The sequence below is a fragment of the Ferroplasma acidiphilum genome, assembly GCF_002078355.1.
In the GTDB taxonomy this organism is placed as follows: Archaea; Thermoplasmatota; Thermoplasmata; order Thermoplasmatales; family Thermoplasmataceae; genus Ferroplasma; species Ferroplasma acidiphilum.
Map to the genome: position 1 here is coordinate 1519033 of NZ_CP015363.1, position 26947 is coordinate 1545979.

At 37.2% G+C, this 26947-nt stretch carries 27 protein-coding genes; 12 read left to right on the top strand and 15 right to left on the bottom strand.

The window, feature by feature from the left end; translation table 11 throughout:
- The first annotated feature begins 196 nt into the window (after positions 1-196).
- From fad_RS07555 to fad_RS07565, 3 genes are all read left to right on the top strand, one after another.
- Positions 197-910, top strand: a complete 714-nt coding sequence (locus fad_RS07555; protein ID WP_009886670.1) for a DUF92 domain-containing protein — start codon at positions 197-199, stop codon at positions 908-910.
- A gap of 52 nt (positions 911-962) precedes the next feature.
- The gene (locus tag fad_RS07560; RefSeq protein WP_009886671.1) at positions 963-1310 is read left to right on the top strand and encodes a DsrE family protein; all 348 of its coding nucleotides are present in this window, start codon (positions 963-965) and stop codon (positions 1308-1310) included.
- An 84-nt stretch (positions 1311-1394) separates the two neighbouring features.
- On the top strand, positions 1395-1712 hold the full coding sequence (locus fad_RS07565; RefSeq protein WP_081142946.1) for a hypothetical protein: 318 nt from the start codon (positions 1395-1397) through the stop codon (positions 1710-1712).
- Between the two features lie 99 nt (positions 1713-1811).
- Here fad_RS07565 and fad_RS07570 read toward each other — a convergent pair whose 3' ends face one another.
- The 5 genes from fad_RS07570 to fad_RS07590 form a co-directional block, all read right to left on the bottom strand.
- Positions 1812-2327 carry a methylated-DNA--[protein]-cysteine S-methyltransferase gene (locus fad_RS07570; RefSeq protein WP_081142947.1) on the bottom strand — a complete coding sequence of 172 codons (516 nt, stop codon included), beginning with the start codon at positions 2325-2327 and terminating at the stop codon, positions 1812-1814.
- 166 nt (positions 2328-2493) lie between these two features.
- Entirely contained in the window at positions 2494-3375 is an 882-nt protein-coding gene (locus tag fad_RS07575) for an electron transfer flavoprotein subunit alpha/FixB family protein (protein WP_081142948.1), read from the bottom strand.
- Complete coding sequence (locus fad_RS07580; protein ID WP_236940566.1) at positions 3372-4103, bottom strand: electron transfer flavoprotein subunit beta/FixA family protein; 732 nt, start codon at positions 4101-4103, stop codon at positions 3372-3374. The genes fad_RS07575 and fad_RS07580 overlap by 4 nt, the downstream gene beginning before the upstream one ends.
- Before the next feature lie 183 nt (positions 4104-4286).
- Positions 4287-4562: a hypothetical protein gene (locus fad_RS07585; protein WP_019841458.1), complete on the bottom strand. Its 276-nt coding sequence runs from the start codon at positions 4560-4562 to the stop codon at positions 4287-4289.
- Positions 4563-4631: 69 nt separating this feature from the next.
- The gene (locus tag fad_RS07590) at positions 4632-8042 is read right to left on the bottom strand and encodes an LAGLIDADG family homing endonuclease (RefSeq protein ID WP_081142950.1); all 3411 of its coding nucleotides are present in this window, start codon (positions 8040-8042) and stop codon (positions 4632-4634) included.
- Positions 8043-8257: 215 nt separating this feature from the next.
- On the opposite strand from fad_RS07590, the gene fad_RS07595 reads away from it, so the two are divergent.
- Genes fad_RS07595 through fad_RS07605 form a run of 3 tightly spaced genes read left to right on the top strand, consistent with a single transcriptional unit; the run spans position 8258 to position 11831 of the window.
- A complete protein-coding gene (locus fad_RS07595) occupies positions 8258-8860 on the top strand; it encodes a cyclodeaminase/cyclohydrolase family protein (RefSeq protein ID WP_009886682.1) in 603 nt (200 codons plus the stop codon).
- A 37-nt stretch (positions 8861-8897) separates the two neighbouring features.
- A complete protein-coding gene (locus tag fad_RS07600) occupies positions 8898-10511 on the top strand; it encodes a formate--tetrahydrofolate ligase (protein WP_009886683.1) in 1614 nt (537 codons plus the stop codon).
- 54 nt (positions 10512-10565) lie between these two features.
- Positions 10566-11831, top strand: coding sequence for an MFS transporter (locus fad_RS07605; RefSeq protein ID WP_009886684.1), 1266 nt, complete (start codon positions 10566-10568; stop codon positions 11829-11831).
- Between the two features lie 71 nt (positions 11832-11902).
- Here fad_RS07605 and fad_RS07610 read toward each other — a convergent pair whose 3' ends face one another.
- The 6 genes from fad_RS07610 to fad_RS07640 form a co-directional block, all read right to left on the bottom strand.
- Positions 11903-12223 (bottom strand): nucleotidyltransferase family protein, encoded by a 321-nt coding sequence (locus fad_RS07610; protein ID WP_009886685.1) that lies wholly within the window; start codon positions 12221-12223, stop codon positions 11903-11905.
- Complete coding sequence (locus fad_RS07615; RefSeq protein ID WP_048074036.1) at positions 12177-12566, bottom strand: HEPN domain-containing protein; 390 nt, start codon at positions 12564-12566, stop codon at positions 12177-12179. Before fad_RS07615 ends, fad_RS07610 begins: the two co-directional genes overlap by 47 nt.
- A gap of 1008 nt (positions 12567-13574) precedes the next feature.
- On the bottom strand, positions 13575-14390 hold the full coding sequence (locus tag fad_RS07625; protein WP_019841460.1) for a hypothetical protein: 816 nt from the start codon (positions 14388-14390) through the stop codon (positions 13575-13577).
- Between the two features lie 325 nt (positions 14391-14715).
- Positions 14716-15165, bottom strand: coding sequence for a Zn-ribbon domain-containing OB-fold protein (locus fad_RS07630; protein WP_009886689.1), 450 nt, complete (start codon positions 15163-15165; stop codon positions 14716-14718).
- A complete protein-coding gene (locus fad_RS07635) occupies positions 15166-16398 on the bottom strand; it encodes a thiolase C-terminal domain-containing protein (protein ID WP_019841461.1) in 1233 nt (410 codons plus the stop codon). It lies immediately after the preceding gene.
- Positions 16399-16414: 16 nt separating this feature from the next.
- Positions 16415-17557, bottom strand: coding sequence for an isovaleryl-CoA dehydrogenase (locus fad_RS07640; protein ID WP_019841462.1), 1143 nt, complete (start codon positions 17555-17557; stop codon positions 16415-16417).
- Between the two features lie 466 nt (positions 17558-18023).
- On the opposite strand from fad_RS07640, the gene fad_RS07645 reads away from it, so the two are divergent.
- Positions 18024-19157: a hypothetical protein gene (locus fad_RS07645; RefSeq protein WP_048074037.1), complete on the top strand. Its 1134-nt coding sequence runs from the start codon at positions 18024-18026 to the stop codon at positions 19155-19157.
- A 9-nt stretch (positions 19158-19166) separates the two neighbouring features.
- Positions 19167-19556: a hypothetical protein gene (locus fad_RS07650; protein ID WP_009886693.1), complete on the top strand. Its 390-nt coding sequence runs from the start codon at positions 19167-19169 to the stop codon at positions 19554-19556.
- A 164-nt stretch (positions 19557-19720) separates the two neighbouring features.
- Here fad_RS07650 and fad_RS07655 read toward each other — a convergent pair whose 3' ends face one another.
- Entirely contained in the window at positions 19721-20479 is a 759-nt protein-coding gene (locus tag fad_RS07655) for an MBL fold metallo-hydrolase (RefSeq protein WP_009886696.1), read from the bottom strand.
- Positions 20480-20634: 155 nt separating this feature from the next.
- Here fad_RS07655 and fad_RS07660 point away from each other — a divergent pair, with 155 nt between their 5' ends.
- Complete coding sequence (locus fad_RS07660) at positions 20635-22017, top strand: MFS transporter (protein ID WP_009886697.1); 1383 nt, start codon at positions 20635-20637, stop codon at positions 22015-22017.
- Between the two features lie 115 nt (positions 22018-22132).
- Positions 22133-23338: a threonine ammonia-lyase gene (ilvA, locus tag fad_RS07665; RefSeq protein WP_081142951.1), complete on the top strand. Its 1206-nt coding sequence runs from the start codon at positions 22133-22135 to the stop codon at positions 23336-23338.
- 4 nt (positions 23339-23342) lie between these two features.
- Here ilvA and fad_RS07670 read toward each other — a convergent pair whose 3' ends face one another.
- From fad_RS07670 to fad_RS09550, 3 genes are all read right to left on the bottom strand, one after another.
- Positions 23343-23612, bottom strand: a complete 270-nt coding sequence (locus tag fad_RS07670) for an acylphosphatase (protein ID WP_081142952.1) — start codon at positions 23610-23612, stop codon at positions 23343-23345.
- A 34-nt stretch (positions 23613-23646) separates the two neighbouring features.
- Complete coding sequence (locus fad_RS07675; protein WP_081142953.1) at positions 23647-24060, bottom strand: helix-turn-helix domain-containing protein; 414 nt, start codon at positions 24058-24060, stop codon at positions 23647-23649.
- Between the two features lie 87 nt (positions 24061-24147).
- A complete protein-coding gene (locus fad_RS09550; RefSeq protein ID WP_257788213.1) occupies positions 24148-24273 on the bottom strand; it encodes a hypothetical protein in 126 nt (41 codons plus the stop codon).
- A 110-nt stretch (positions 24274-24383) separates the two neighbouring features.
- Here fad_RS09550 and fad_RS07680 point away from each other — a divergent pair, with 110 nt between their 5' ends.
- Together fad_RS07680 and fad_RS07685 are read left to right on the top strand one after the other, a co-directional pair.
- Entirely contained in the window at positions 24384-25850 is a 1467-nt protein-coding gene (locus tag fad_RS07680) for a cytochrome ubiquinol oxidase subunit I (RefSeq protein WP_009886701.1), read from the top strand.
- Positions 25851-26945, top strand: a complete 1095-nt coding sequence (locus fad_RS07685) for a hypothetical protein (protein WP_019841465.1) — start codon at positions 25851-25853, stop codon at positions 26943-26945.
- Positions 26946-26947: the final 2 nt, after the last annotated feature.

Consider the following 26947-nt stretch of genomic DNA (forward strand, 5'->3'; position numbering starts at 1 on the left):
TACTATATATTTTATATTAATATATATACAATAATCCATCAATCCATGACGGAATATTTAATTTATTATTTTTATACAAAAGATATGGGATAAACAATTTATATCTCTACACTATACACTCTATAATGTCCATTGTGCTGTTGCATTATGTATTATTTAATGCAAAGAGGAGTTTATTTAACCCGGGGTGGTTCCTATGAGCATTTATTACATCATAGAATCTGCCGTTTTACTGATTTTGTTATTCGTTCTAGCTCTTAAATTCAGGATATTTGACCTCAAGGGAACTATTGCAGCACTTATTGTTGGCGTAATCATAGTTGTCCTGGGTTCCCTTTACTGGTTAATTTTAATGCTAATTTTTGCCATCACGGCCCAGATGGCCACCAAGTACAGGATTAAGGAAAAGACAAAAATGAAGCTACAGGAAGGGGAAAATGGTGAAAGGCACGCATCAAATGTAATATATGCTGCAGTTATAGGTATAGCGATTGCTGCCATGCATTTTGCGAAGATTGGAGGGTTCCCCTATTTTCTTATATTTGGTGTTTCATTCGCTTCGGTCAATGCAGATACTTTTGCTTCTGAAATAGGTGTATTTGACAGCAAGGTGTATATGATCACAGGATTTAAAAAAATAACGCCGGGAGTAAATGGAGGTGTGTCACTTCTGGGAGAAGGTGCAGCGCTCCTGGGGGCTTTTATAATAGGGTTATCGTATATTATTCTGGATTTTCATGGATTTGCGATTATACCTCTGTTGGCAATAACAATCCTCGGATTTGTTGGATGCCAGATAGATAGCATCCTGGGGGCGGTATTCGAGAACAAAGGAAAAATGTCCAAGGGGCAGGTAAATGCAGTATCAACGTTGCTTGCAGTTGCCCTCGCCTTTGTTATATTTATCTGATGCATGACTATTTTTTCAGTTATGTTTATTAATGTTTTTTAAATAACGTATTATGGCAAAAATATTCGTAATACTGACAAAAGGAAAGGATGACCTAAATATGGTTAATGTTGCTGCCAACTTTTCATACAACGCTGTAAAAAATGCTGGAGCCACAGTAAACTTTATGTTTCTTGGAAGGGGAGTTGAGAATTTATTAAAAGATTCAAATGGAATAAAACCCATAATAGACCTTGTGGATAAGATGAAGTCTGAAAATATAGAGGTTACCTATTGCAAGGTATCTACAAAGGGATTGGGGTTAAGTGAAGAACAGATGCTGGGGGGCATAGAACCTGTAATGGGCGGTGTCCAGACGGCTAAAAAAATAGATGAAGGTTTTTCTGTAATTACCTTCTAAAATACATTATTTTATTATCAGAAATATTTTCTGTTCGTTGCAATAAAAACAGTAGATTTATTAAATATTGTGTTTTAGATATGTATGTACGATGCATGGAATACTCTATGTGCTTTAGCTTTTACCGCGGATAAAATAGAAGTGCCAAAGTCAATAGGCAACCCTATGGAAACAGGATTATTTGTAAGATCTGTGGGTTCTCCCAGAGGACAGATCAGGGATTACAGGGGAAACGTTGATGGTTCAAACCTTGGCATCCATGTTGTTGAATTTCTAGGGCACTATGAAGTGCATGTAGACCGTTTTGACCCATACAAAAAACCTGTTGAGCATTTAATTGTTGATAGCCCGGGGACACTTCTGGAAATACCACTGCTTTTGAGGATGCTGAAAAAGAAGTAACATTGTCAAGTTGAGGCATAATTTCTGCCACATCCGGTATATTGTTCCTTTCATACAGATGTATTTTCTAAGTATTAATTTCAACTCCTGTTATTATTGCTAATGGTTGCCTTTTTCAAGTTCCAGAAGCTGCTTTTTAATTGCAACGCCTCCACCATAACCTCCTAAACCGCCATTGCTTTCTATGACTCTATGGCATGGGATAATTACAGCCATGGCATTTGCACCATCTGCATTTGCTACTGCACGTACAGCTTTTGCATTGCCTATATTTTCAGCCAGTTGCAGATAAGATATGGTGGTTCCGTATGGTATTTTTAGCAATGCATTCCACACATTTTTCTGGAAATCTGTTCCAACCATTAACAGTGGAATATAAAATTCTTTTCTATTTCCATCCAGATATTCCGCAACTTGTTTTTTAGTCTCTGCGAGTATTTCATCTTCTTCCTCTAAAAAGTTGGCTTTAAGCCCTGTTTTTATCCTGTTGTCAATGGTTGTTCTCTTTTTGCTATGCCTGAAATCAAGTATGCATAGATTGCCTTCAAAAGAACCAAGTATTAATTCACCAATTTTTGTTTTAAAATACTGTATTTTTATATTATTATTCTTCAATGCATATCATCCCCTTAATCATTTATAGTGTATACTGGCTATTCTTAGAGATATTCTCTACTAAATATAAACATATTCTTTGTAATAATTGATCGCATCCGGCAATTTACATTGAAATAATAAAAAATATTGTGTTGTCCTGGTATGGAAATATTTAAAAATTTTATTAATTTTTGAGTTTTTCAACAAGTTGAGGAACAATGGTAAATAGGTCTCCTACAAGGCCATAATCGCATTCTTCGAATATTGGTGCACTTTTGTCCTTGTTTATTGCTATGATAGTTTTTGAACCTCTGATTCCGGCTATATGCTGTATCTGACCGGATATACCAAGTGCTATATAGAATTCAGGCCTTACCTTCTTTCCTGATAGCCCTACCTGCTTATCCTCGCTAAGCCATTTATAGTCCAGGCAAACGGGCCTTGAACCTGATATCTCTGCATGCAAAACATCTACCAGCGGCATTACTTTTTCTATATTTTCCTGGCTTCCCAATCCCCTGCCAATTGAGACTATTACCTTTGCATTTCTGATATCTGTTCCAGCAGTTTTTTTGCTCTTTACATCTACTATTTTGTAATCGCTTTTTTCAAGGGTTAAATTCTTAACTTCAGATTTTTTGTCCGCTTTCTCAGCTTCGCATATCCCGGGTGATACGGTAAACATTTTGAAATTGCTTTCTTCCTCAACAACTGTTTTCCCACCATGGTAGAATCTTCTGGTAATGTTTTTTTCTTTATGTTCGAAAGAGAATATTTCTGGCATGCACTTCATTTTTAGCTTGAATGATAGTATTCCAGCCAGTTCCCTGCCCATATTTGTGGATGAAATAAAAATAAAGTCGTAGTTATTTTTTCCAATATAGTCAGCAAGGAATTTACCAAGATTGTCCACAAAGCCATTGCTGTAAAAGTATACAGTATTTGCCCCATACTCAGGCAATTCCTTATTTTCCTGTGATATTACGTCTATGTCCATCTTTCCCCTGAGATAAGTAATTATCTCCATAGCATTTTTTGGTTCGTTAGAAAATACCAGTGCTTTCATTTCACCACCTTCAATATTTTAGCAACTTCATCTATGCCTTTCCCATCCTCGTATATAATTTTCTTTCTCTCATTTTCCGGTGCCCTGTCGGAAAGTATTTTTGTATCATCTTCATATCCGGGGTTTCCATCCACAATATTAATATTTTTCTTGCCTGCCATCATAATTTGCATGACTTTCGGGAGCCTTGGCTCATTTATTTCCTGTGCCACAGAAACCACTGCCGGGAGGCCTGTTTCAACTGTAACGTCTTCATTTTCTGATTCCACTGTAACGTTTGCTATTTTATCCTTGACTTCTATATTAATAGCATTTGTTATTACATTTAAATCCAGTTCAGAAGCCAGCAAGCCTGCTAGAAGCCCGGAATAGGAATCGGATGACTGGTCTCCCAGAATAATAATGTCGTATTTTGCCTTTTTCAGCTCGGCGGCGATAACACCGGCGGTAACCAATGGGTCTGATTTCTGGTATCCTTTTATAACTGTGCCTTCATCCACGCCCATTGCATATGCTTCTTTCATTGTGGATGTTGATTTTTCAGTTCCAAAAATAAACCCTGTGACCTTCCCACTGTATTTTTCCTTTAACTGAACTGCCGCTTCGATAGCGTTTTTGCTCAGAATGTCCATTTTCAATGGGAGGTTGTCCATGATTGGCTCATTTTCGTCGTTCAGTTTGATCTGGTCCATATCGACCGTTTGCTTAACAAGGACTGCAATATCCATAATAGCCCATATTAAAACCCTATTTAATTTTTTCAATGTAGGAAATAACGCCTGTATACCATTATACATATTTCCTGAATTTTCAATATAATATTGGATGTTCATAGTATTTTATCCTAATTTATGGAAAAATACTGCCATTTTTATGGTTGGATATGAGAATTATATTTCATAAAAGATTAATTATTTTTCAAGGTTTGCCCTGAATTCAGAAGATCTTCTTTCTATTATCGCTGTAATTTCATTGATGTCTTCCTCTTTCAGCATGAAATTTTTATTTATGGTTTTATTTTTATCAATAACTCCCATTGTAAAACTACCGAATATATAACCCTTGAGAAATGAGATAAATTCATCTTCATTTTTAAAATTCCATAATTTATATGCTTCCTTTGAATTAATTTCTATTTCATCTATAAATTTTTCCAGGTCTCCTCTTTCCATAGATTTTAATGCCATAAATATAACAATATATAATAGAATAAATATTTTTTGTGATTTAAGGAATTTAATCTATAATTATAAATATTATAGATCACATTTTCCAGTTGGGCATGCGGGGTCGAAGGTTGCGCCGAGCTTCAGAAGTTTGTCTGGCATTTTCATTGTCAGGTCAATCTTGTGCTCTTCATCACTTTTTTTCTGGTTTGTGCCTGCATATAATACCTGCTGTGATTTGCTCCTGTCACGGTATACTGTAATTCCCTTGCAATGCAATTCCTTTGCCAGGCGGTATGATTTCGCAATATCTTCCCTTGTCGCATCAAATGGAAGGTTAATTGTTTTTGATACCCCAGAGTCACAGTATTTCTGGAATGTTGCCTGCATAAGCACGTGCCAGTCCGGGTCGATCTCCTGTGCAGTAATGAATAGATTTTTTACATCTTCCGGGAGATCCAGATTGCCGAGCTTTCCGGTTTCCGCTATCTTTTCCATTAACTCCTGTGTCCAGAGATTTCTGGATTTCAGGGCATTTTCAAGCAGTGGGTTCACTTCCAGCAATTCCTGCCCATTCAATACATGCCTTACAAATGCAAGGGCAAATAGTGGCTCTATGGATGAGGAGCATCCGGCTATTATGGATATTGTCCCGGTAGGTGCTATTGTTGTAGTTGTTGAATTTCTCATTTTTATGCCTTTTTCCTCATACTCTGATCCATACCATCCAGGAAATACGCCCCTTTCCGCTGCAAGCTTCTGTGATTCCATATGCGACTCGTCATTAAGGGTTTTCATCACATTCTCTGCAAATTCCAGGGCTTCATTGCTGTTATATGGTATTCCAAGCATTATAAGCGCATCGGCAAATCCCATTATGCCAAGACCTATTTTCCTTGTTTTCCTTGTCATATTTTTTATTGATTCAACAGGGAATTTGTTGGCGTCTACCACATTTTCCAGGAATCTTGTTGCCACATCAATGGTTTCCCTATACCTTTCATAGTTAAATTTTCCATCCTCGACAAATTTTGCAAGATTTATTGAGCCAAGGTTACATGATTCGTAAGGCAAAAGCGGCTGTTCACCACAGTTGTGCACTACTATTCCGTTAGCTACAAATGAATGTGTAGAGGGTTCAACCAAATCGTATACATCTTCCCTGCCTACGTATTCAATTTTATCAACACGGGCTAACCAGGAAGGCTTTACTGGAGCTTTTTTGTAGCTATTTACAGCCCCATTAAGCTTGCTGTTCTTCCTTTCCGATATAAAGCCTATAGAATCTGCATATTTTATCAGATTTTCAGCAGATATGTTTAATTCGTGGAAATCCTGTGTCGCATATAGCCTCATCTCCCTGTTTGAATCGGGCAACATTCTCATTCCGGCTTTTTTACGATTCTGATATATCCTGCTGTATATGCCAAAGTTAAGCAGCAGCATCTGAACCTGTTTTAACAGGTTTAAGCTGATTGATCCTAGCCTGACAGAATGCCTGGATTTTTGCCCGGAATATACAGTGCCATCTGCTTCGAATAAAGCCTGTAAAAAGCCTCTTTGCAGTTCCATGCTCCCTGCAAATACCTTATCAGGAACATTTAACTTTTCTTCTATTAGATCGTATTCAGAGGCAAATTCCTTTAATCTTTCCGATGCAATTGTTATGCAATTTCTACTTTCAATATTTACCATTCCCACATTATATTCCCGATTGTTTGTAGCAGGCCTTACTATATCATTTACATATTTTCTAAAGGTGTCGGCAAACACACGATCCTGGCTGTAAAAATTCAGAACAGCACGGTCATTGTTATTCCCATTGTTGATATGGCCATCGCCAACAAGCCAGCCAAGAACTCTGCCTTCTTCCAGTGTGCCAGAGCTGCCAAAGGAACCTCCTTCATTTAATATCCTTATTTTTTCATTCTCTTTCAGGTTCAAAGCCTCTGTCCAGCCATTCTTTTCGCTGTATATTTTATGATCTCCTGTAACTTTTATTTCAAAGCCTTCCTTTGTCTGTATTTTATATATATCCTTAAACCCTGTATATATAACATTTGAGGATGGCTTAAATTCGCCGCCAAATCTTCCATCTATTTTTACATTCAGCGGGTTTCCTTCTTCGTATAGTTGCCTGGCCTTTTTTACCCCTTCAGATGTAAATATTTTTGTATCCCCTGTAACGCATGGGTTGGTTGATTCGATATATCCTATGTTTTTTACGGGATTTTTCTTATTGATTTCGTCAAGGAATATCATACCTGGATCTGCTGTTAACCATGCATGGTCAATGATAGAATTCCAGAGTGTAGTTGCCTTCACCCTGCCTGTAACCTTTCCATCTCTTGGATTTATAAGGTCTACATTCTCATCATTGTCCAGTTTTTCGAAGAATTCGTCATTGACGCCAACCGATATATTGAAGTTGCTGAGAATTTTGTTTTCTACATCTTTGCTATTTATGAAATCCATTATATTCGGATGGTTGTAGTTCAATATGCCCATATTGGCTCCCCTTCTCTTTCCGCCCTGTTTTATAACATCAGTGGTAACATCGAATATTCTCATAAATGATACAGGCCCGGAGGCTACACCCTTTGTTGAGGCAACTATGTCGTCACTTGCCCTGAGGCGGCTGAATGAGAAACCGGTACCTCCTCCAGATTTATGTATTTCCGCTGTGGCTTTAAGTGTATCAAAAATTGAATCTATGCTGTCATCAACAGGTAGAACGAAACAGGCGCTCAATTGCCCCAGTGGCCCTCCTGCGTTCATAAGTGTGGGTGAATTCGGGACATATTCAAGTTTGATCATCATGTTTTCAAACTTTTCAATCCAGTAATTTATCATATTCTTCTTTGTTTTGATAAAATCTATAAATTCAGTGTAGGTGCCATCAATGGCCTTTTCCTTTTTCAGTTCATTGAATGCCCTTTGAAGCTCCTCATCCTGGGTTTTGGTTATACCTGTATATACAGTTCCCTTCTCATTTAATTTTCCAGTTTTTCTGTATGATATATAATCATAAAGACCCTGTATTATCCCCAGATGCACTGCAACCCTGTGGAACATCTGTTTGGGAGTTTCAATTATCTTGCCCTCTGAATCCTTGAACAGGTATCTGGCTTCAAGTACCTTAACGGCATTTAAGCTCAGTTTCAGGTCATCTTTGACGCCGATAAATTCTTTTTCCTGCCTTATTGTGTTTCTCTTTTCCCTGTAGAGGATATACGCTTTTGCTGCTGCGATATAAGAAACGTCGTTTATCCTGCGTGTCATTAAAACTTTTTCAACAGTATCCTGTATTAACTCAACTGTTGGCACTTCTGAAGAAGTTTCAAGTTCCTGTGCAACATAGTCTGCAAGCTTATTTGCTTCTTCCATGGACCCGATTTTCACGGAGAGCATGGCTTTGAATATGGCCATCGCTATTTTTTTCTTATCGAAGGGCACGCTGGATCCGTCTCTTTTAATTACTGTATTTAAAACCTTATTCATCTTGCATCACGAGTGTAAGAACAAAAGCACATGAATAGACTTAAAGTTTTTTTTTACTGGATATGTTATCATAGTAAAAGACTATGTTACCCATATTGAATAAATATATTTGAGCTAATTAGGTAATAAATAAAATATATAGTTATTATAAAAGTATATACATTTATCCATAATAAAAAGGGTAATGTTTTTGAAACAATGATTTATAACATATAATGGATCTTGATGAATATATATCCAGGTTGAAGAGTTCTTCAGCAACACCAGGAGGCGGCTCCGCATCTGCCATATCATCCATATTCGCTGCGTCGCTTAATTCTATGGCAGCATTGCTTTCTACCGGGAAGCCTAAATTGTCAGCATATGAAAATGATTTCAAACAGATATCTGAAGAATCAGACAATATTATTGAAAAGTTAAAAATCCTCAGCAATGAAGATGAAAAATCATTTCAGGGCATTATGGATGCATTGCATATGGATAAGGCCGATAAAAACAGGAGAACTGCAATAGATATGGCAATTCAAAATAGCATCGGGGTGTCTTGGGACATTGCCAGAATTTCTATACATAATATGGAAAATGCACTTTACCTCTGTGAACATGGAAACAGAAATTTAATCACAGATTCTATAACAGCAGCATATATGGCATACGCCACAGTGCATACATCATTAAACAACATAAAAATAAACCTGAAGTTCCAGAAATCCGTGGATTTTAAGGCTGAAGAGCTGTTAAAACTCAAATTTTTTATGGAAGCTGTGGAGTTTGTTATGGAAAAAGTTAAAAAAATAGAAAGTTCAGTTATTCCCTGAACAAAAATTTTTACTATATAATTGTTATTATCACACAATGTTACAGGATATACAGGAAATTTTGAAAAGTTTAGGAATAAATGATTACGAATTATATGGAAAATATGCCGCAAAAATTGGCATTTCAAACTGCAATGGTGGAAAACGCCATGGAAAACTGATACTTATGACTGCAATGACGCCCACGCCTGCAGGTGAAGGCAAAACAACAACTGCAATAGGACTTGCCCAGGCATTGAAAAAATTAGGCAAAAATGCTGGTATTGCAATACGTGAGCCTTCACTTGGCCCGTGCTTCGGTGTTAAGGGAGGGGCAACAGGCGGTGGCAAATCCACAGTGGAACCCTCAGATAAAATTAACCTTATATTTACAGGGGATTTCCCCGCAATTTCGGCTGCGCATAATTTACTATCTGCAATGATTAACAATCATATATATTTCGGCAATGAACTTGGCATTGACCCTAAAAAAATAACCTTTCCAAGGACTGTGGATATGGATGACCGGTCCTTAAGATCAATAATAGTGGGAAATGGAGGAAAAAGCAATGGGGTTCTGGCAAATGATTCCTTTGTAATTACAGCGGCATCCGAGATAATGGCAATAATGGCACTTTCGAAAAGTTTCCAGGATCTGAAGAACAGACTGGGAAATATAATAATAGGATATACGCCAAATAATCGCCCTGTCTTTGCTAGGGATATAAAGGCAAACGGCGCTATGGCAGCGTTGCTGGCTGACGCACTGAAGCCAAATATTGCTCAGAGCGTGGAAAATGTGCCAGCAATTATACACACAGGGCCATTTGGAAATATTGCCCATGGAACTTCAAGCATCCTTGGAGATTATGCAGCACTGAATATGTTTGAATATACTGTTACTGAGGCAGGATTTGGATCAGACCTTGGCTTTGAAAAATTCATGGATATAGTAACAAGGGAGGCAGAATTGCCGGTAAACGCTGTGGTTATTGTCGCTACAATCAGGGCTATAAAGCACCATGGCAATGCGGAAAATATAGATTCTGAAAACCTACCTGCTATTGAAAAGGGTATTGGTAACCTCCTTGCACACGTTAAAAATGTGAGGAATTTCGGGATTGAGCCTGTTGTTGCATTGAATATCCACCCCCTGGACACCGAACAGGAAATTAAAAAAGTATGCGGGCTGCTTGATTCTGCCGGAATAAAATATGCTGAATCAAGGGTATATTCCAGTGGAGGGGAAGGTGGCGTTGACCTTGCCAGAAAAGTCCTGGAATCTATAGGTGAAAATAAGATTAATTATGCATACAGCATGGATGATCCCATAAAAGCCAAGATTGAAAAGATAGCTAAAACAGTTTACGGCGCAGATGGGGTAGAATATTCAAAAGAAGCACTTATGGATATTAAACACGCAGAACGTAACGGCTTTTCCTCATTCTATGTATGCATGGCAAAGACACAATCTTCGTTATCCGACAATCCATCTTTGATAAATGTACCTGTAAATTTCAAAGTAAAGGTGAATTCTGTGTCTATAAATGCCGGGTCAAAGTTCATAATACCAATACTGGGAAGCATAATGACAATGCCAGGGTTGCCACGCCATCCTGCAGCCGAGAACATCGATATAGATGATAAAGGAGTTATCACAGGTCTGTCATGAATATTCAAATAGTCAACTACTTAAAGTTTATTTAGGCATACCTAATTATCAGGAATGGAAAGACAGGTAAAGAAAAAGCCTGTTGCTAATGCATATTACATTTCAATCGGCGCCATTAGCATTTTCGTTGCAAGCTACAATATAGCTATAATATCTGTAGCACTAAAACCCATAGAAAATGCATTTCAAACCGGCACCGGTATAGTATATCTTCTGGGTGCATTGATATTTGTTGGCGCCATGATAGGTGCGATAATAAGTGGGGTATTTTCTGACAGGTTTGGCAGGGTCAGCATACTTACAATAGATATAGTAACGTTTATAGGTGCAGGCATCGGGAGTGCATTATCCACCAATATCGCAATGCTGATGTTTTTCCGGACACTGGTAGGAGTTGGTGTTGGAATTGATTATGTTGTAATTTTCACATATATTTCTGAGATTCTTGCCACAAAAAATTCTACAAGGAATTTAGCCCTGATAATGTTCTTTGCCAATTTTGGAATATTATTTTCTTACCTCATAGGAGGAACGTTGTTGACTCTTGGATCTACAGGCTGGAGATATGCACTGCTCTCCGGAGCCATATTGGCAATAGTCCCCCTGATTATGAGAAGCAGGCTCAAGGAATCCACCCTATGGAAATTTAAGAGAATAAAGTCTATAAAAACCATATTAAAAGATGTAACGTCAAGGGAAAACAGAAAATATCTTTACAGATTTTCCATTCCATGGTTCCTTTACCAGATTGGGGACCAGAGCCTTACGATGTTTCTGCCATTTATACTTATATCTGCACTGGGTATTTCTGTAGTCAGCGGGGCGTTTTCGGCTGTGCTTGTCAAAGCATTTACCATACCTGCATCAATAGTAGCATTTTTAATCATACAGAGGCTTGGAACAAGAAAACTCCAGGCTACTGGATTTATTATAAGGTCAGTATTTCTCGGGATACTTGGGTTCGGCCTATATTTCGCATTAAGGTTTACCGGAATAGAAATTATAATACTTCTGGGATTTGCATTCTTCTTCGGTTCCATGGGGCCGGATAAGACCACAGTAATAATGCCAGTTGAAAAATATGACGAATCGATTCGTGGTTCAGGGCAGGGATTCAATGAAATGGCCGGGAGATTTGGCGGGCTTATAGGTATCCTTGCATTTGCCCTCTTCGGGATGGCGGGCATAGACATAGGGCTTATATTTCTATCCATCACGTGTATTCTCGGATTCATAATAACGGTTATATGCCGAGATAAAAATATAGTGGAAAATATTTCTAAAAATGCAAAGGAAGAATACTATGCCAGGACAAAGTAAACATCATTTACAATGAAAACCTGAATTTCCTTACTGTTATTCATCGATTTAATCAATTTTATAAAATTTAACTAAATTATTAAATATCTCATCGTTACCAGCAAGGATTTTGCCATTTCGTATATCCTATTTATTGTGAAAACACGTGGTTCTATATCAATTGGCATATAAGGGTCCATGAATTCTATTTCACTTCTGGTTGAATCTGTAATTATTATAACATCGTCATCTGAAAATGGAGTATAATCTCTTCTGGCAAGAGAACCAATCAAAATTGTTAACAATGAACCTTTTTTAATTGAATTATTTCCATATTCAACAAGTTTTTCAAAAATAAAAGGGTAATTAATTTCGTATGTTCTTGTTGCAGAATTCGAATATTTCCTTTGCATAATTTAAACACCTCTTTGCGTCTTCTATTGAGTAGTACTCAAACGGGGACCCCTCAGTATAATAATCCGGGTATCTTGAACCTATATACACTCTATCGAGTTCCATTGCTTTGTCAGCTAGACTCTTATCTATATCAAATTCTGTAAGTTGCAACAGCATCCTTGATACAGAATGGCTCCATATTTCCTTATTTATTGAATGGTACAAGGCTATCACTGCTTTCTCAGCAGATTGCTGGGATGCAAAGCAAGCCCATTCGTATTTTTCATTATTTAATGAGCCTTCAGCCTCTTCGAGATCCCTTTTAGCCTGTTTTAGCCAATCCATCGATCTTGATGGCATTTATTTACTATAATTAAAGTCTTTATTAGCATTTCTATGATTTTGTGGTTCTTAAATTTCTGTTTTTATGTAAATTTATTTTCTTATGGAAATTATCAAGGTTCTTTTTCGGTAGTACATATAATTTGTATAAAATTCTGTAGAAACTAAAGAATATTAGAAATTATGTTCGTCTACTCAACAACATTTTCCGGTGAATTTTATAGTTTAGTAGCTGCCGCTGCCTATACAATCATAGGAACTGCTATAATTCTAGGTAATCCATAATGTATACATTATAACAGTTATTTACCTACTGTATGCAACATTTGCATTTACCAGTTTCCCTGCCTTGTTCGCCTACGTTGCACTGACAATACCGCAGAAATTTTGCACCAGGCCCAACGCACTTGTATGTAATTTTGGCAATATAGTTGGGGATCTATAGACATTGCAATAGTAACAATCCTGCTCTATGCCCATGTGGCACTTTACACATCGCTGCTTGTAATGCTAATATTCTCTGTCATTCTATAATTATGCTCCCATCAAAAATGAAGCAGAAAGAACTGGCATCATGGATTTGAAAAGTTAATTTTATAAATTTATTAGCCTTTACAAATTTCTGAACAGGTAACCTCCAATCATTCGGAAAATGAATTGACATAGCATCGTATATAACATTTAAAAATTGGAAACTGTCATGTATATATGATAACAGAAAGTTCTAAAATTTAACATATGAAAGTAAATATTACAATAAAAAACAATATCACTGAAAATATCAGGAGTTCCCGGTAGCAGATTACCGGTTTATACGGCGCCGGTTTTTAAGGTACTGTTCTATAGAACCTGCAATAAGAAACGATATGGCCAAAAATATTAATGTTAAGTCTATAACATCGAATATAAAGGTTTTCTGAATGGATAAAGGGATAGTGTTAAATATTGTAAGTGCGTTCAAACCTGTAAACGATAACATCAACATCACAAAAATCTCCTGGTATTTATTATTAAAATGGTATTTTATCATGCTATATTACCCTCATATAATGTCACTCTATGTGAGCCGTATTCGTTATAACTATTAGGCACGGCACTTGCAGGAGCATTAATCCAGGTATATGGAACAAACCATGCATGTGCTTCATAGAAATATACTCCATTGTTTCCTCCCTCTTCATCAAAAAATGCGATCGTAGCGGCTCCTATCACCGCTATTGCTGCTAAAGCTCCCATTGAACCGATTCCGCTTAATGCGCCTATAGCACCTATATATGTTATTAAGACTTCTGTATTACTCTCACTAAATGCACATGCCCATCCAGAAGGGCCAGTACTCCTTGTTGCGTAAAGATCAATATATACATCACTACTAATTCCTTTAACTGATGCTTTATTGACATTATGATTTAGTATAGTTATGTTATAATTTCCGGATTTTGAATATAATGGTATCACACTATAATTGTAATTATTACCATGCGTATTATTTACCAATAACGATTCATGGAATAACTGACCGTTTTTATATATATGTAATAATTCTCCAGTTACATTATCTGTGCCATTATAAAACGTGTAAGACATTGTTAATACTGTATTATTAGAAACATCGGTAACGGCGTTAACGTCATTAGCATTATTAAATACCTTTGTATGGCTTACATTATGGAAATCTTTAAAATCATATTTATTTAAATAGTAATTTAACTCCGGTATATGTGTTTTATCAACAGTATTATTTTCGTGGTTAAAATATATTAAGCCCATAAATCCACTCATCATCATAATTGTAGCAAGCAATAGTGCGACCATAATTTTTCTATTTTCACGCTTTACCATAATAATAATATTATTAATTAATATATAAATTTTTCTACATAAACTATGGCAATTATTGACTGTATATAATAATTTTGAATTTGTTATAGGGATTAGAGAAATACTGGATTTACAATATAATGGGTCCAATAACAATTGGGGTATACAGAAAAATATTTCAAAGTACTGGAATTTCCAGTTCCTACATCCTAATCGGGCAGACACTCAATGATGGCCATAGTACATAAACTATTGTGTGTGATAGATAGAATACCTTACAGACCTATCATTTATAAAGAATTAAAAATATAGTAAAAAATATTTCAAAGGAATTAAATAAAGAATTTTATTCTAAAACAAAGTAAACATCGTTTACAGTAAAATCCTGGAATTTTTTGAATTTTGCAATTATATCCATCCCGATTTTAATTTTGCCGGTATCATCTGCATAAAGCCTAGACATAAAAAGGGAATCTATCCCTGGAAACTCAACAAGGACAAGCGTAAATGGCACATCGTTCCGGAAGCTTTCCCCGGAGTAGTAGCATGTCGTGAATGAATGTATTTTGCCCTTCAGGGGAAGTTCTATGTCCTCTGTTTCTGCACCACAATACATGCAGTATTTCCTGTATGTCCCGTATTTATATCCACATTCCGGGCATCTGGAACCCAGAAGCTTATTTTTTCCCAGGGCTATGAAAAATGGCGAATCCTGGGCATAACTGTGCCTGTATTCAGTATTATAATTCCATTCAACAACTGCAGGGTCTATCTTCATAAGTTTTTTTCCTGCCATTTAAACCGCCTCCATTATTGTAACCGCTTCATATGCCCCTGTTCCAGCATGGCTATGGATTAGCCCACGGGAAGGGGGCTTAACCTGAAGCTTTCCGTTACCCATGTGTTTTTGCATAGAACCCTGGAGCTGCCAGAAAGCGTATACTGCCTGCATTATCCCGGTTGCGCCTATGGCATGCCCGGATGCCTGGAGCCCTCCTTCCATATTCACTGGCAGGCTGCCATCCAGTTCAGGATTGCCCTCCTCTATAAATTTGCCTCCTTTGCCATAGGGGCAGAATCCCATATCCTCATATGCCTGTATTTCGGCAGATGTGTATGCATCGTAAAGTTCAGCGAAATCTATTTCCTTTTCCGGATTTTTTATGCCAATTCTGTCATATGCCATTTTAGCTGCTAGCCTGCCGGCCCTGAAGGAATGGACGCCTGGATATTTAAGTCCTCTGTACATTGCGCTGTTTTCATTCGGGAGCAGGGGGACATCACCGAATGGCCTGTCTGCCAGCCTCATAGTATCGCTTGATGATCCTATGGCACTTATGAGTACCGGTTTTCCGGAAAATGATTTTGCAACTTCCTCTGATGCCAGTATAGCGCAGGCAGCACCATCCGACATCAGGCAGATATCCAGCATCCTCAATGGGGTGGAAACAACAGGAGATTTTAATACATCATCTACTGTAATATTCATAGGTGCCTGTGCAAATGGGTTATTGATGGCATTTCGGTGGTTTTTTACCGATACCATTGCCATCTGTTCCTCTGTGGTACCGAATTCATACATATGCCTTGTTGCCATTAAAGCGTAATATGCGGTATAGAAACCTCCCAGTGGATAATCGAAATTTGCATCGCTTCCCAGAGCTATTATATCGTTTCCCCTCCAGGTTCCAACATGTGACATGTTTTCAAAGCCATATGCAAGGCATGTGTCCATATTCCCCGAAGCGATTTCTTCATAGGCGGTTTGAAATGCAAGCCCCCCTGTGGCTCCACCGCCTTCGATTCTCTTGGATGGCTTTCCTGCAAGCCCGATAAAGTCATTTGACATGGCACCTGCTATTAACTGCCCCTGTAGATGGTCAGAGAAGTATGCAGATACCGAACCATCTATGTCTTTTACACTCATGCCTGCATCCTTTAATGCGTAATCAAAAGATTTTTTGACATTAAGCCTGAAATCTTCCCTGAAATTTGATTTAACAAATTTTGTCATTCCTCCAGCTATCATATAGACTTTTTGCGATTTATTTGACACTTTTTCCACCCTTTCCGTATTTTTTTATTAAGGCCTCACTTATTACCTTTTTCCTGATTTCATTGGTTCCTGCGCCTATTGTTAGCAGTATGGAGTCCCTGAACACACGTTCTATTTCAAAGTCTTTTATGTAACCATAACCGCCAAAAATTTGCAGGGCTTCCCTTGCTATGTATTCCGATGACTCGGATGCATAAAGTATTGCGGAGGCAGCATCCAGGGAATCCATCCGGTCTTCCTGCACCCTTTTTAGAGCTTCCATGGCAAAAAGACGGGAGGATTCAAATTTAGTATACATGTATGCAAGTTTCTCCTGTACCAGCTCAAAATCACTTATAGGCCTGCCGAACTGTTTTCTCTCGGACGCATAGCCTATTGCAAGATCCAGTGCCCTCCTTGCTATTCCTATTGAATTGAATGCAAGTACAGCCCGCTCCAGGTTTAAGCCGCTTAACAATACATTTCTTCCCCCATTCAGTTTTCCTACTATTCTGTTCTCCGGCAAAATAATATCATTGAAGAATATTGTTCCTGTAGGTGAACCCCTCATGCCAGTTTTATCGAACTCCTGGCCCCTGGAAAATCCCCTGTCAGAGGATTCAACCACAAATGGAGTTATGTTTTCCCCGGTTCTAGCATAGACAAGAAAAATATCTGCATATGGGGCATTTGTAATGAATGTCTTGCTTCCATTCAATATAAAATTTCCTTTATCCATTGTTGCTGATGTTTTCATTGAAAGTGCATCCGATCCCGATGAGGGTTCTGTCATTCCAAGTGAGCCTACGTGTTCCCCGGAACATAGCTTCTCTAAATATTTCTCACGCAAGTATTCTGACCCGTTCCTGTAGAGATTGTCCAGGCACAGGTTGCTGTGCGCCCCATATGAGAGCCCTAATGAACCTGATGCATAGCTTATTTCCTCCTCTATGATGGCCTGGGATACGTAATCTGACCCTGATCCACCGTATTGCTCCGGAATGGTTACACCCAGATAACCCTCCTTTCCCATCTTCCTGAAGAGTTCCCTCGGAAAGAAATTCTCCCTATCCATTTTTGCTGCTACTGGAATTATCTCCTTTTCTGCAAATTCCTTTGCGCTCTGCTGAATCATAATATATTCATCTTTCAAATGCACACCTTACAAAAAGATAATTTCACGCTATATAAACATGTACAGTGGAACAAATTCATAATTTCATGGGCAAGAAATTTTTTATCCTTCAAGGATGAATCTATGAGAGTTTAGCCTTTTACTTTTGTCCGGATTTAGGAAATATTTGAATTATTCCTCTATCTGGCTGTTATATTTTCTCTGATTTATCTGGTCAAATTTAAATTTCCTCGTTCAAAAATTGCCATTTTTCTAATCTGTCAGGATAGATTCAAAGTCTTTCCATAATGCCTTTCAATGTCAAGATATTTTATTCTTTTAAACTGTTTAAAAGGAATATAAAGAGGGTTACAGGTTGGGTATTAGTTCAGAATCTACCTCTTGGCAAATAGAGAAGTTATGCTATTATTATGGATAGAGAACTGATAGTTAAATTTCTACTGAATATAGAAATATATATATATATCTATGTGTTAATAATACTATGAAGAAGAAAATAATAATAGGTGTATTAATGGTAGCTATATTTTTGATGTCAGGCTTTAATATTGTTACGGGCATAGAAAATACGGGTGCAAATACTGCGGTTACATCTCTTTCTTCAAACTCTTCAGTGTATAACAAAAATGGAAATAATTTAAAAAATATTGAAAATCAGAAAATTAATATCTATAAGGTAGGCAATTACAGCATATTGTCGTGTAATAATATGCTATCTAGAAATAATATATTAAATGTGGACATAGATAATCATTATTATGAAATAAAGTGGATTGTAAGCATGGTTGCAGGAAACGAAACTTTCCAGTTGCATTTCCATAACTATAACATAATTTATACGGATAATTCAATAATAGTACATGGATGGGATAGATATGCAGGCATATATAATGTATTATCAGTCAATAATAAGAGTTTAAATTCCAATATAGTAATAAAAAGCAATGTAGCAGCCGTATACAACATAAAATTTGTTGAGGGAAATAATATAAAAAATTACAGGACAGTTAAATTGTCAGATAATTACAGTGCATCATTGATAAATGGCATAAAAACATCATGGGCAAATGAAATGGGGATTTTCCATAATGGAATATTAAGAATAAACAATAATTCATACATGCTTTCACTTAATTTCAACAATATAAAATTAAACAAAGGACAGGCATATTCAATAGATCCCGCAATCAAGCCAATGCGATTGCCTGTGGAACCATGTACAACTACACTCACATTTAAATTATACGATAACACACTCACTAAAATAGATATTTATAACATTAAGAATGAAATCATAGTTGACGGAACAGATATTTCTTATGATGCATATTATTGCTTAATTGATACAGCTAACTGGCATAAAGTTTCATGTTCAACTAGCCATGGAAATTATTACAGCACTATTAACGCGTGTTTCATGGGTTATTTCGGAACATTTTGGCTAACCGCAGTAAGTACAGAAATATCACTTAGTTCTGGGGTATTTCATGGAACTATAAAGATTGCGATACTTGAATTGGTTGATAACGTATGGATACCGTATAAAAGTGAAACAGTTGTCAATAGTCAGATATCTGCTGCTACGGATAATTCTTATAAAGAATATATAATATCATGAGATGTAAAAATGGCAGGTATACTATATGACATAATGATCGAAAGCGTATCTTTATTTGGTATAATTTTCTGGATTGTTTTATCTATTGTACTTTTTTTAGTTTATAGAATGTATATTTCGAATAAAAAAGCAATTATATCCTCAATAGTTATTGGACGAATATTTACTATTTTATCAATATACCCGGTAAATTCAATAGTGATTAAAAGTATATGCCCCGGTCCTGGATATGGCCAGTTTTATCCGCTTACTTTTATGATCTTTATTTCTTTTATAAATGGATTTGCATTTTCCTTAATTATATATTATTTTTATAATTCTAAAATAGCAATAAAAATTGGAATACTAACGTTTGCAATATTATTTCTTGCCATTAATATTGCGGCTGCTCCTGCTTAGAATTATAAGAATATCCAATTTGTTTTTTTGTCTCTTTGATGCCTGACTGGATTTACATGCCATTTCCCTTATTACATTTTTTAATTTTATAGTTATATATCATATTAAGCAGGAGGAATAGCTATTTTTCAAGCAATAAGTGAAAAAGGGCGATATTTAAGCTATTACAGATTAATATCTGCAAATGGAAGAATAATATTTTCACTGTATTTTGCTTTTAAAACGGAAACGGTTTCATCTGTAAGATGTACCGGCACCAGTTTCTTCGCATGGCTTTCTCCGAAACCCTTTATTGCCGACGAGTAAGTAGAGTGTTTCCAGAATTTTGCTATTTCAGCATCTTTATCCGTATATGTCATTTCATGCAAAAGGATATCTGCATTTTCCCCTAAAAGTGGAATATTATCGTTATAGGCTGTATCTCCCGTATAGGCAATAGTATTACCACGGTATTCCAGCCTGTACATATTGTCCGGAATGATATGGTTCCCTGAAAATGCTTCTATGTAGTCATTCTCACTTTTGTCTATAAATTCCGTTTTAATCTCGTATACTTCCCCATTATTGTTTATCTCCACATAATTGGGTTTTACGCTGAACATATAATTATCCGGGGTATTATATATCTGCAATATTTTTTCTGTATTTTTTCTTATTCCTTTTGGTCCCATGATTGTCAATTCATCTTTTACATTTCTGGCTCCCCTGTACCAGAGTATTTCAGCAAGGCCGCCGTAGTGGTCAAGGTGCATGTGGCTGATTAGCATTTTATCAATTTTTGCAGGGTCAATCCCATTTTCAAGCATGGATTCAATTGTATGTGGCCCGCAGTCAAGGACAATATGCCCATCAATTATAATTGAAACGTTCCTTTTCCCTGCCTGTATGTGTGATGACCAGTTTCCTAAAAATTTAATTTGCATTTCAAATCATTCCTCCTATTTCCTGTTCCGTTTATTGACATATACAATCAAGCCAACCTTTTAATTAAATATTCTCCATATATAAACCATAGGCATATATATTCCAGTATAGCTTATTTGGATTTTTCTTAAATACGGGGCATTTATAGAACGCTATGGGGTATAACGCTCTGGATAATGCAAGGATAAATTCTCTGCATAAGAAAATCACAGCACTTTCGGTTGGAGGAACATTCCTGGATGGTTACGATATTTCAATAATATCTGTAGCCCTTATAGTTATGTCCAAAACTGCATTTGGGCTGGATACTGATTTTGGCAAAGCTATGATAGCGGCATCTACAACAATAGGAATGCTCGTCGGCGCAATTCTGTTCGGGTACATAACTGATCTGTACGGCAGGCGGACAATGTATATGTATGACATGGCTTTATTTATTGTACTGACAGCAGCTGAAGCATTTTCATGGAGCTTTGCCTCATTGTTTATTATGAGATTTATCCTCGGACTTGGATTAGGTGCCGATTACGCTATAGGTACAACAATAATCGGGGAATTTTCTCCGGTGAAATACAGGGGGAAACTGCTGGTAACCAACGTGCTTTCATGGTTTTTAGGTGCAGCAGTAGCAGCAGTAACAGGATATCTTCTGCTCCCGCTGGGAAATGAGTCATGGAGATATATGTTTCTACTTGGGATAATCCCGGCCGCCATAATTCTGGTACTGAGGAGGGATGTTCCAGAGTCGCCCAGGTGGCTAAGCAATAAGGGCAATGCCAGTGAAGCTGAGGATATAGAACGGAGGTTGACCGGCACTTCTGATAATTTAACTGCAATTAAACGTGATAATAAGAACCCTTTGAAAGAGCTGCTAAGCAGAAAATACATAAAGAGCCTTCTTTTTGTGGGAATATTCTGGTTTACATTTGATGCGGCATTCTATGGAATAAGTATATTCAGCCCCACAATACTGGAATTGCTGGGTTTAAAAGCAAGGTTAGCGGTGCTTGGGTCTGCTGTTTTTGATACATTTGCAATAATTGGAAGCTTAATAGCAATTCTCCTGATCGATAGAATAGGCAGGAAAGGGATAACAATAATTGGATTCTCCGGTATGGTAATATCACTCCTAAGCCTTGGAATTATAACATTTTACGTTCCTGATAGGTCAGCATTTATAACAGATGGAATCCTCATATTTGCACTGTTTCTAATATTTTATATAACTGAAGCAATAGGACCAGGTTCTACTGATTTTGTTTACCCGGTAGAACTTTTCCCCACGGAAGACAGGGCAAGTGCACAGGGATTCGGGACATCAGTTAGCCGTATCGGGGCTATTCTTGGCATTACAACGTTCCCGTTTATTGTTTCAATCTATGGCTTCAGCACCAGCCTTTTCTTCTTCACCGGTTTATCTGTAATTGGCTTGCTTGCTACCATATTCCTTGCTACTGAAACAAAGGGAAAAACACTTGAGCAGGTTAATGAAATAGAGGAGGGAAAAATTAGCAAATTTAAAGCCGGGGCAAAATAATTTTAAAATTTTTTGTAATTTAAACATTAAGCTAAAAGCCATAATACGTTAATTTATATATTTTCCATTCAGGTTTCATTCAAAGCATATATATGTATCAACGCAATCCAAATCTATGTTAAGTTATGATAGAATAGTCAGAGCAGGAAATGAGATAAAGGGGAAGATACATAGAACGCCATTATTCCATTCAACAACATTCAGCAATATGTTTTCATGTGACGTTTACTTTAAAATGGAGAATTTTCAGAAGACGGGGTCTTTCAAATCCAGAGGAGCTATGGAAAAATTTTCAACGTTGACCGCTGAACAGAAAAAAAATGGAGTAATAACCGCCAGTGCAGGAAATCACGCACAGGGAGTGGCTTTTGCGGCTTCCTATTATGGCGTTGATGCAAAAATTGTCATGCCTGAAACAACACCGCCTGCCAAGGTAAACGCTGTCCAATCCTATGGCGGCACAGTTATACTAAAGGGCAATAGCTACGACGAAGCACATGAATATGCGGTACAGGTTTCAGTGGACGAGAAAAGGGAATTTATTGAAGCTTATAACGATGAGGATGTTATCGCCGGCCAGGGAACAATAGGCCTTGAAATTTTAGAAGATGTGAAACCGGACATTGTAATAGTGCCAATAGGTGGTGGAGGGCTTATTTCAGGGATATCATTTGCAATTAAATCAAAAAACAAGGATATAAAAATAATAGGGGTAGAGTCCGAAAAGGCAAATGCCATGGAATTATCTATAAAGGAAGGCAAAATAGTTCCATACACCAGCAACGATACAATTGCTGATGGAATCGCCGTAAAATATCCGGGAAATATAACATTTGAACTGGTAAAGAAATATGTGGATGGAGTTGTTACAGTATCGGATGAGAATATTGCATATGCACTATTCAAGCTGCTTGAAAGGGAAAAAGTGCTTGTGGAGCCTTCCGGCGCAGCTGGCCTTGCAGCATTATTTGAAAATAAAATTGATGTTAAGGGCAAGAAAGTTGTTATTGTACTTTCAGGAGGGAACGTAAACTTCCTACTGCTGTCAAACATAATATACAGGGCGCTTGAAATGGAAAACAAGTTGCTTCGCCTTGAATTCAATCTGCCTGACCACCCGGGTATAATGGAAAAAATAGTAAATGCCATATCATCTTCCGGAGCCAATATATACCATGCTGAGGTGGATAATTTAAACAAGGATACGCCTATAGGATACCAGTATCTCCTATTCACAATAAACATCCTTGACAAATCGAGAATAGATGAATTGCTCGGGAGCCTCGATAAACTTGGCTATAAATACCGGATAATAGGATAGGCAATTAATCCCTTATTATTTCAAAAGAATCAAAATTAGCATCATCGGCTGGCATGGATTCAACAGATGATAATTCTGCTAAGGGGATTTTTCTGCAATAGCCATCCATAATTGATATCATTTCCTCATCCCCTGAAAACACAGCAGAAACAGAGCCATCCTGATTATTTTTAACCCAGCCTTTTATACCCAGCTCCATTGCCTTTTTCTTCACATGTGCCCTGAAGCCAATTCCCTGTACAGTGCCATGAAATACAAATTTAACTGTTGACATAATGGATCATCATACTTTTCAATAAATTTTTTTCTCATAGCTTATTTTCAATGTATTCCCCTACAATTTTACGGAGTGTCTTTCTTAATATTTCCGACAGTGCTGCGGTTGAAATGTCTAACTGTTCCGCTATTTCAGTCAGGCTCAGCTTCCGTTCCGGGTCAAAGTATCCTTCGTCGTATAGCCTGACTATGATCTCTGCTTCCCTGTGTGTTATGCCGAAATTTTCTTTAAAATTTATATTGCCAATAGAATAAACAATGCCATTCATTTCCAGCATATGCTTTAATTCCAGTAATTTGCCATAGTTCTGGAATAGTAGCCGGTAACTAATCGCGGATGAATTGATAGCTTTGCTTCCAAGTATTATGGAATCCAGTGAGCCTATTATGGAGCATGCACTGCAACATGATGATTTTGCCCATATTGTTTTATTCCCCGTTTTCAATGTGCTGCTGGTGAGTTTTTTTATTCCTTCCAGGGCTTTTTCAGCATCCTCTGCTGATTCAAATGTTATCCTGTGTGTTGTGCTCTTTCAATCTATCTTTAATCTTTCTATACCTGCACCTTTGAAATTCTCAAATATATAATTTGTAACATCACAATCTGATCGCTCAAGCGTAAATTCTGCTTCTACCTCCCTGTTAATTTTAGCCAACATTATCTTATTGCAAATATGCATAAATATCTTTCATAGGTGTATAATAAGGATATACCTGATATATAAGGTAGTTCAATTAAATACTTTCAATTAATATAATTTTGATTAAGATGGGAATTTCATATCCAGTTTGGGATAGTGCAATGTTCGCGTATACAATTTCTGCGCATATCATTATAGTTGCCATCACACTGGCAATGGCGCTGATGATAACCATTACCGAATATATAGCACTTAAACATAAAAATAAGTATTATGAGGCTCTGACCCATAAATTGAGTATAGCATTGGTAATAAATTTCGCTATTGGAACCGCTTCTGGAGTGTTTATGGCTGTGGAACTTATGCTATTCTGGCCAGTCTTCATGAAGCTGGTTGGTGCTGTAGCAATGCTGAGTTTCTATGCAGAGGTTTTTGCATTTCTTGTTGAGTCCGTTACCCTTATGGTATATGTTTACTTCTGGGATAATTTCAAAAACAGGTGGAACCACTGGCTGGTAAGCTGGGGAATTTTGATTGGAACAGGAGCATCTGCATGGCTTATCACCAATGTAAATGCATGGATGAATACCCCAACCGGGTCGTTTAACATTGCAAAATACATGAGCAGCGGAGAAACTATTATAACAGGAGTTAACCCCTTAAAAGTTTTTTATGAGCCGTCAACAGGGGCAGAACTATTCCACATGTTTATGGCAATGTATTTTGCGGGTTCTATGGCGCTTCTTGCATACTTCGCATATAAGTACCTGAAATCAAAGAATGAAAATGAAAAAATAATAGACAAATTAGCCATGAAGATACTTTCAGCAATAGGAATTGTTGATATAATACTCATAGGAATAAGCGGTTCAATAGAATTATCTACTCTACTCACAGTGGAGCCATTAAAATATGCAATGCTGGAGTTGAATTTACACCCTGTTATGGCAGGCGCTCCAGAACATTTATTCGGTTTTATATCAAATGGAAAAGCTGTTGACTTCATTCCACTTGCAGGCATACAATCGCTTTTAGCATATCCATTGACCAAGGGAAATGCCGGATACATACCGGGATTATCATCTTACCCAACATACACATGGGCACCATCGGTTATACATAGCACCCTGGACCTTATGGTTGGATTCGGCTTATTGATGGGATTATTCTGGTTTATAGTCCTTGTGCTAAGAATAATGAAGAAGGATATATTCAAAATGAAATCCATACTCTATGGATTTATTGCCTTAGGATTTCTTGGTATTTTCACCATGGAAGATGGGTGGTATACAGCAGAAGTTGGAAGGGTGCCGTATATTATACTGATGCCGTATAATTCTGCAGGACAACCGATAGTAGCAGGCCACTATGGGGTAATGACAATAGCCCAGGCAGCTTCAACTTCCACTATAGTATGGTATTTAGGGATAGTTATAATATTATTCTACCTGATAATAATACCATTCACATTCTACTTCAACGCAAAGGTACTGAACCTTTCAAATGTGGAGGAAGAGTTGAGGAAGGCAGAGAGGGATTTAAATCTCCCTGAAACTGGAAAGGACGTAAATAGCCTAAATGCGGGGGCGAGATAAATGTCATTTTCATATCTGGAAGCTAACGGCGTGTTCTTAAAGATAGTCATTGCAGCAATGGTTACATTCCTGTTTTCTGAATTCATAGCAATATATCCCATATTCAGCAATTATGAAAAGCATAAAACAGTAGTGCTGAAACACATAGTTCCAATATGGGAAATCACAGGAACTATGATAGTATTTTTTGTTGTGGAACTTGAGCTTATATATTCCGGGCTGGTACCGATATCCTCATACCTCTTTATACCTGTAATAGGGCTGTTCGTTGCTTTGCTCATATTAAGGAATGTGGCAATAATATATTCGGAGTTCATATGGAAGAAAGTTGACAGCAAACCCCTGATGATGTTTTATTCAGCTGCAACATTTCTAATGGTTATAGGATTTGTAACTGCAATTGCGGCATTGATGGTAGGAAACAGTGTATCAACGGCAATTCCATCATTGCCTCCATTACTGCATCTGGATCTTACTAACCTGTCAAAATCCTATGTTGACTATATTGCATTGCTTACAGCTCCGGTATACTCTGCAGTTTACTGGGAATTCCTGTTCGGCACATTATTTATAGCATTCGGGATGTCACAGGTATTCTACAGAATAGCTAAAAGGACAAGTTACATACCGCTGTTTACAATAATACTTGGATTATTCCTGAATGTAAATGCATGGAACGTGGTTGCTACGCTAGCAGGTGCAAAATTCATGGGAGATTATATGATTCTGCCCGTTATAATAACTATAGCTATACCATTGCTATATATGTATAAGCCAACAACGAATTTAGCTTCATACAAACCGTTCTGGTTTATTGTTATGACAATTGCAGTATTATTCCTTGAATTGCCAATAACCAGGATAGCCGGTGGGGCATACTCTATTAACACTTTTGCTTCTCCAAACTCAATGCTGGTTGCCAATTTCTGGCTTAGCATGATAGGTGGTATATTATTCCTGCTGCTGATGATAATGTATGCATATGTGTACAACAGCGGCAGAATGTCTATAAATCCTGACAAGATTGAAAAAACAAACAAAAGCAATGCAGAGGCCACTGAACAGGCAGGAAAGAATGAAGCACAGAAAAATTAATT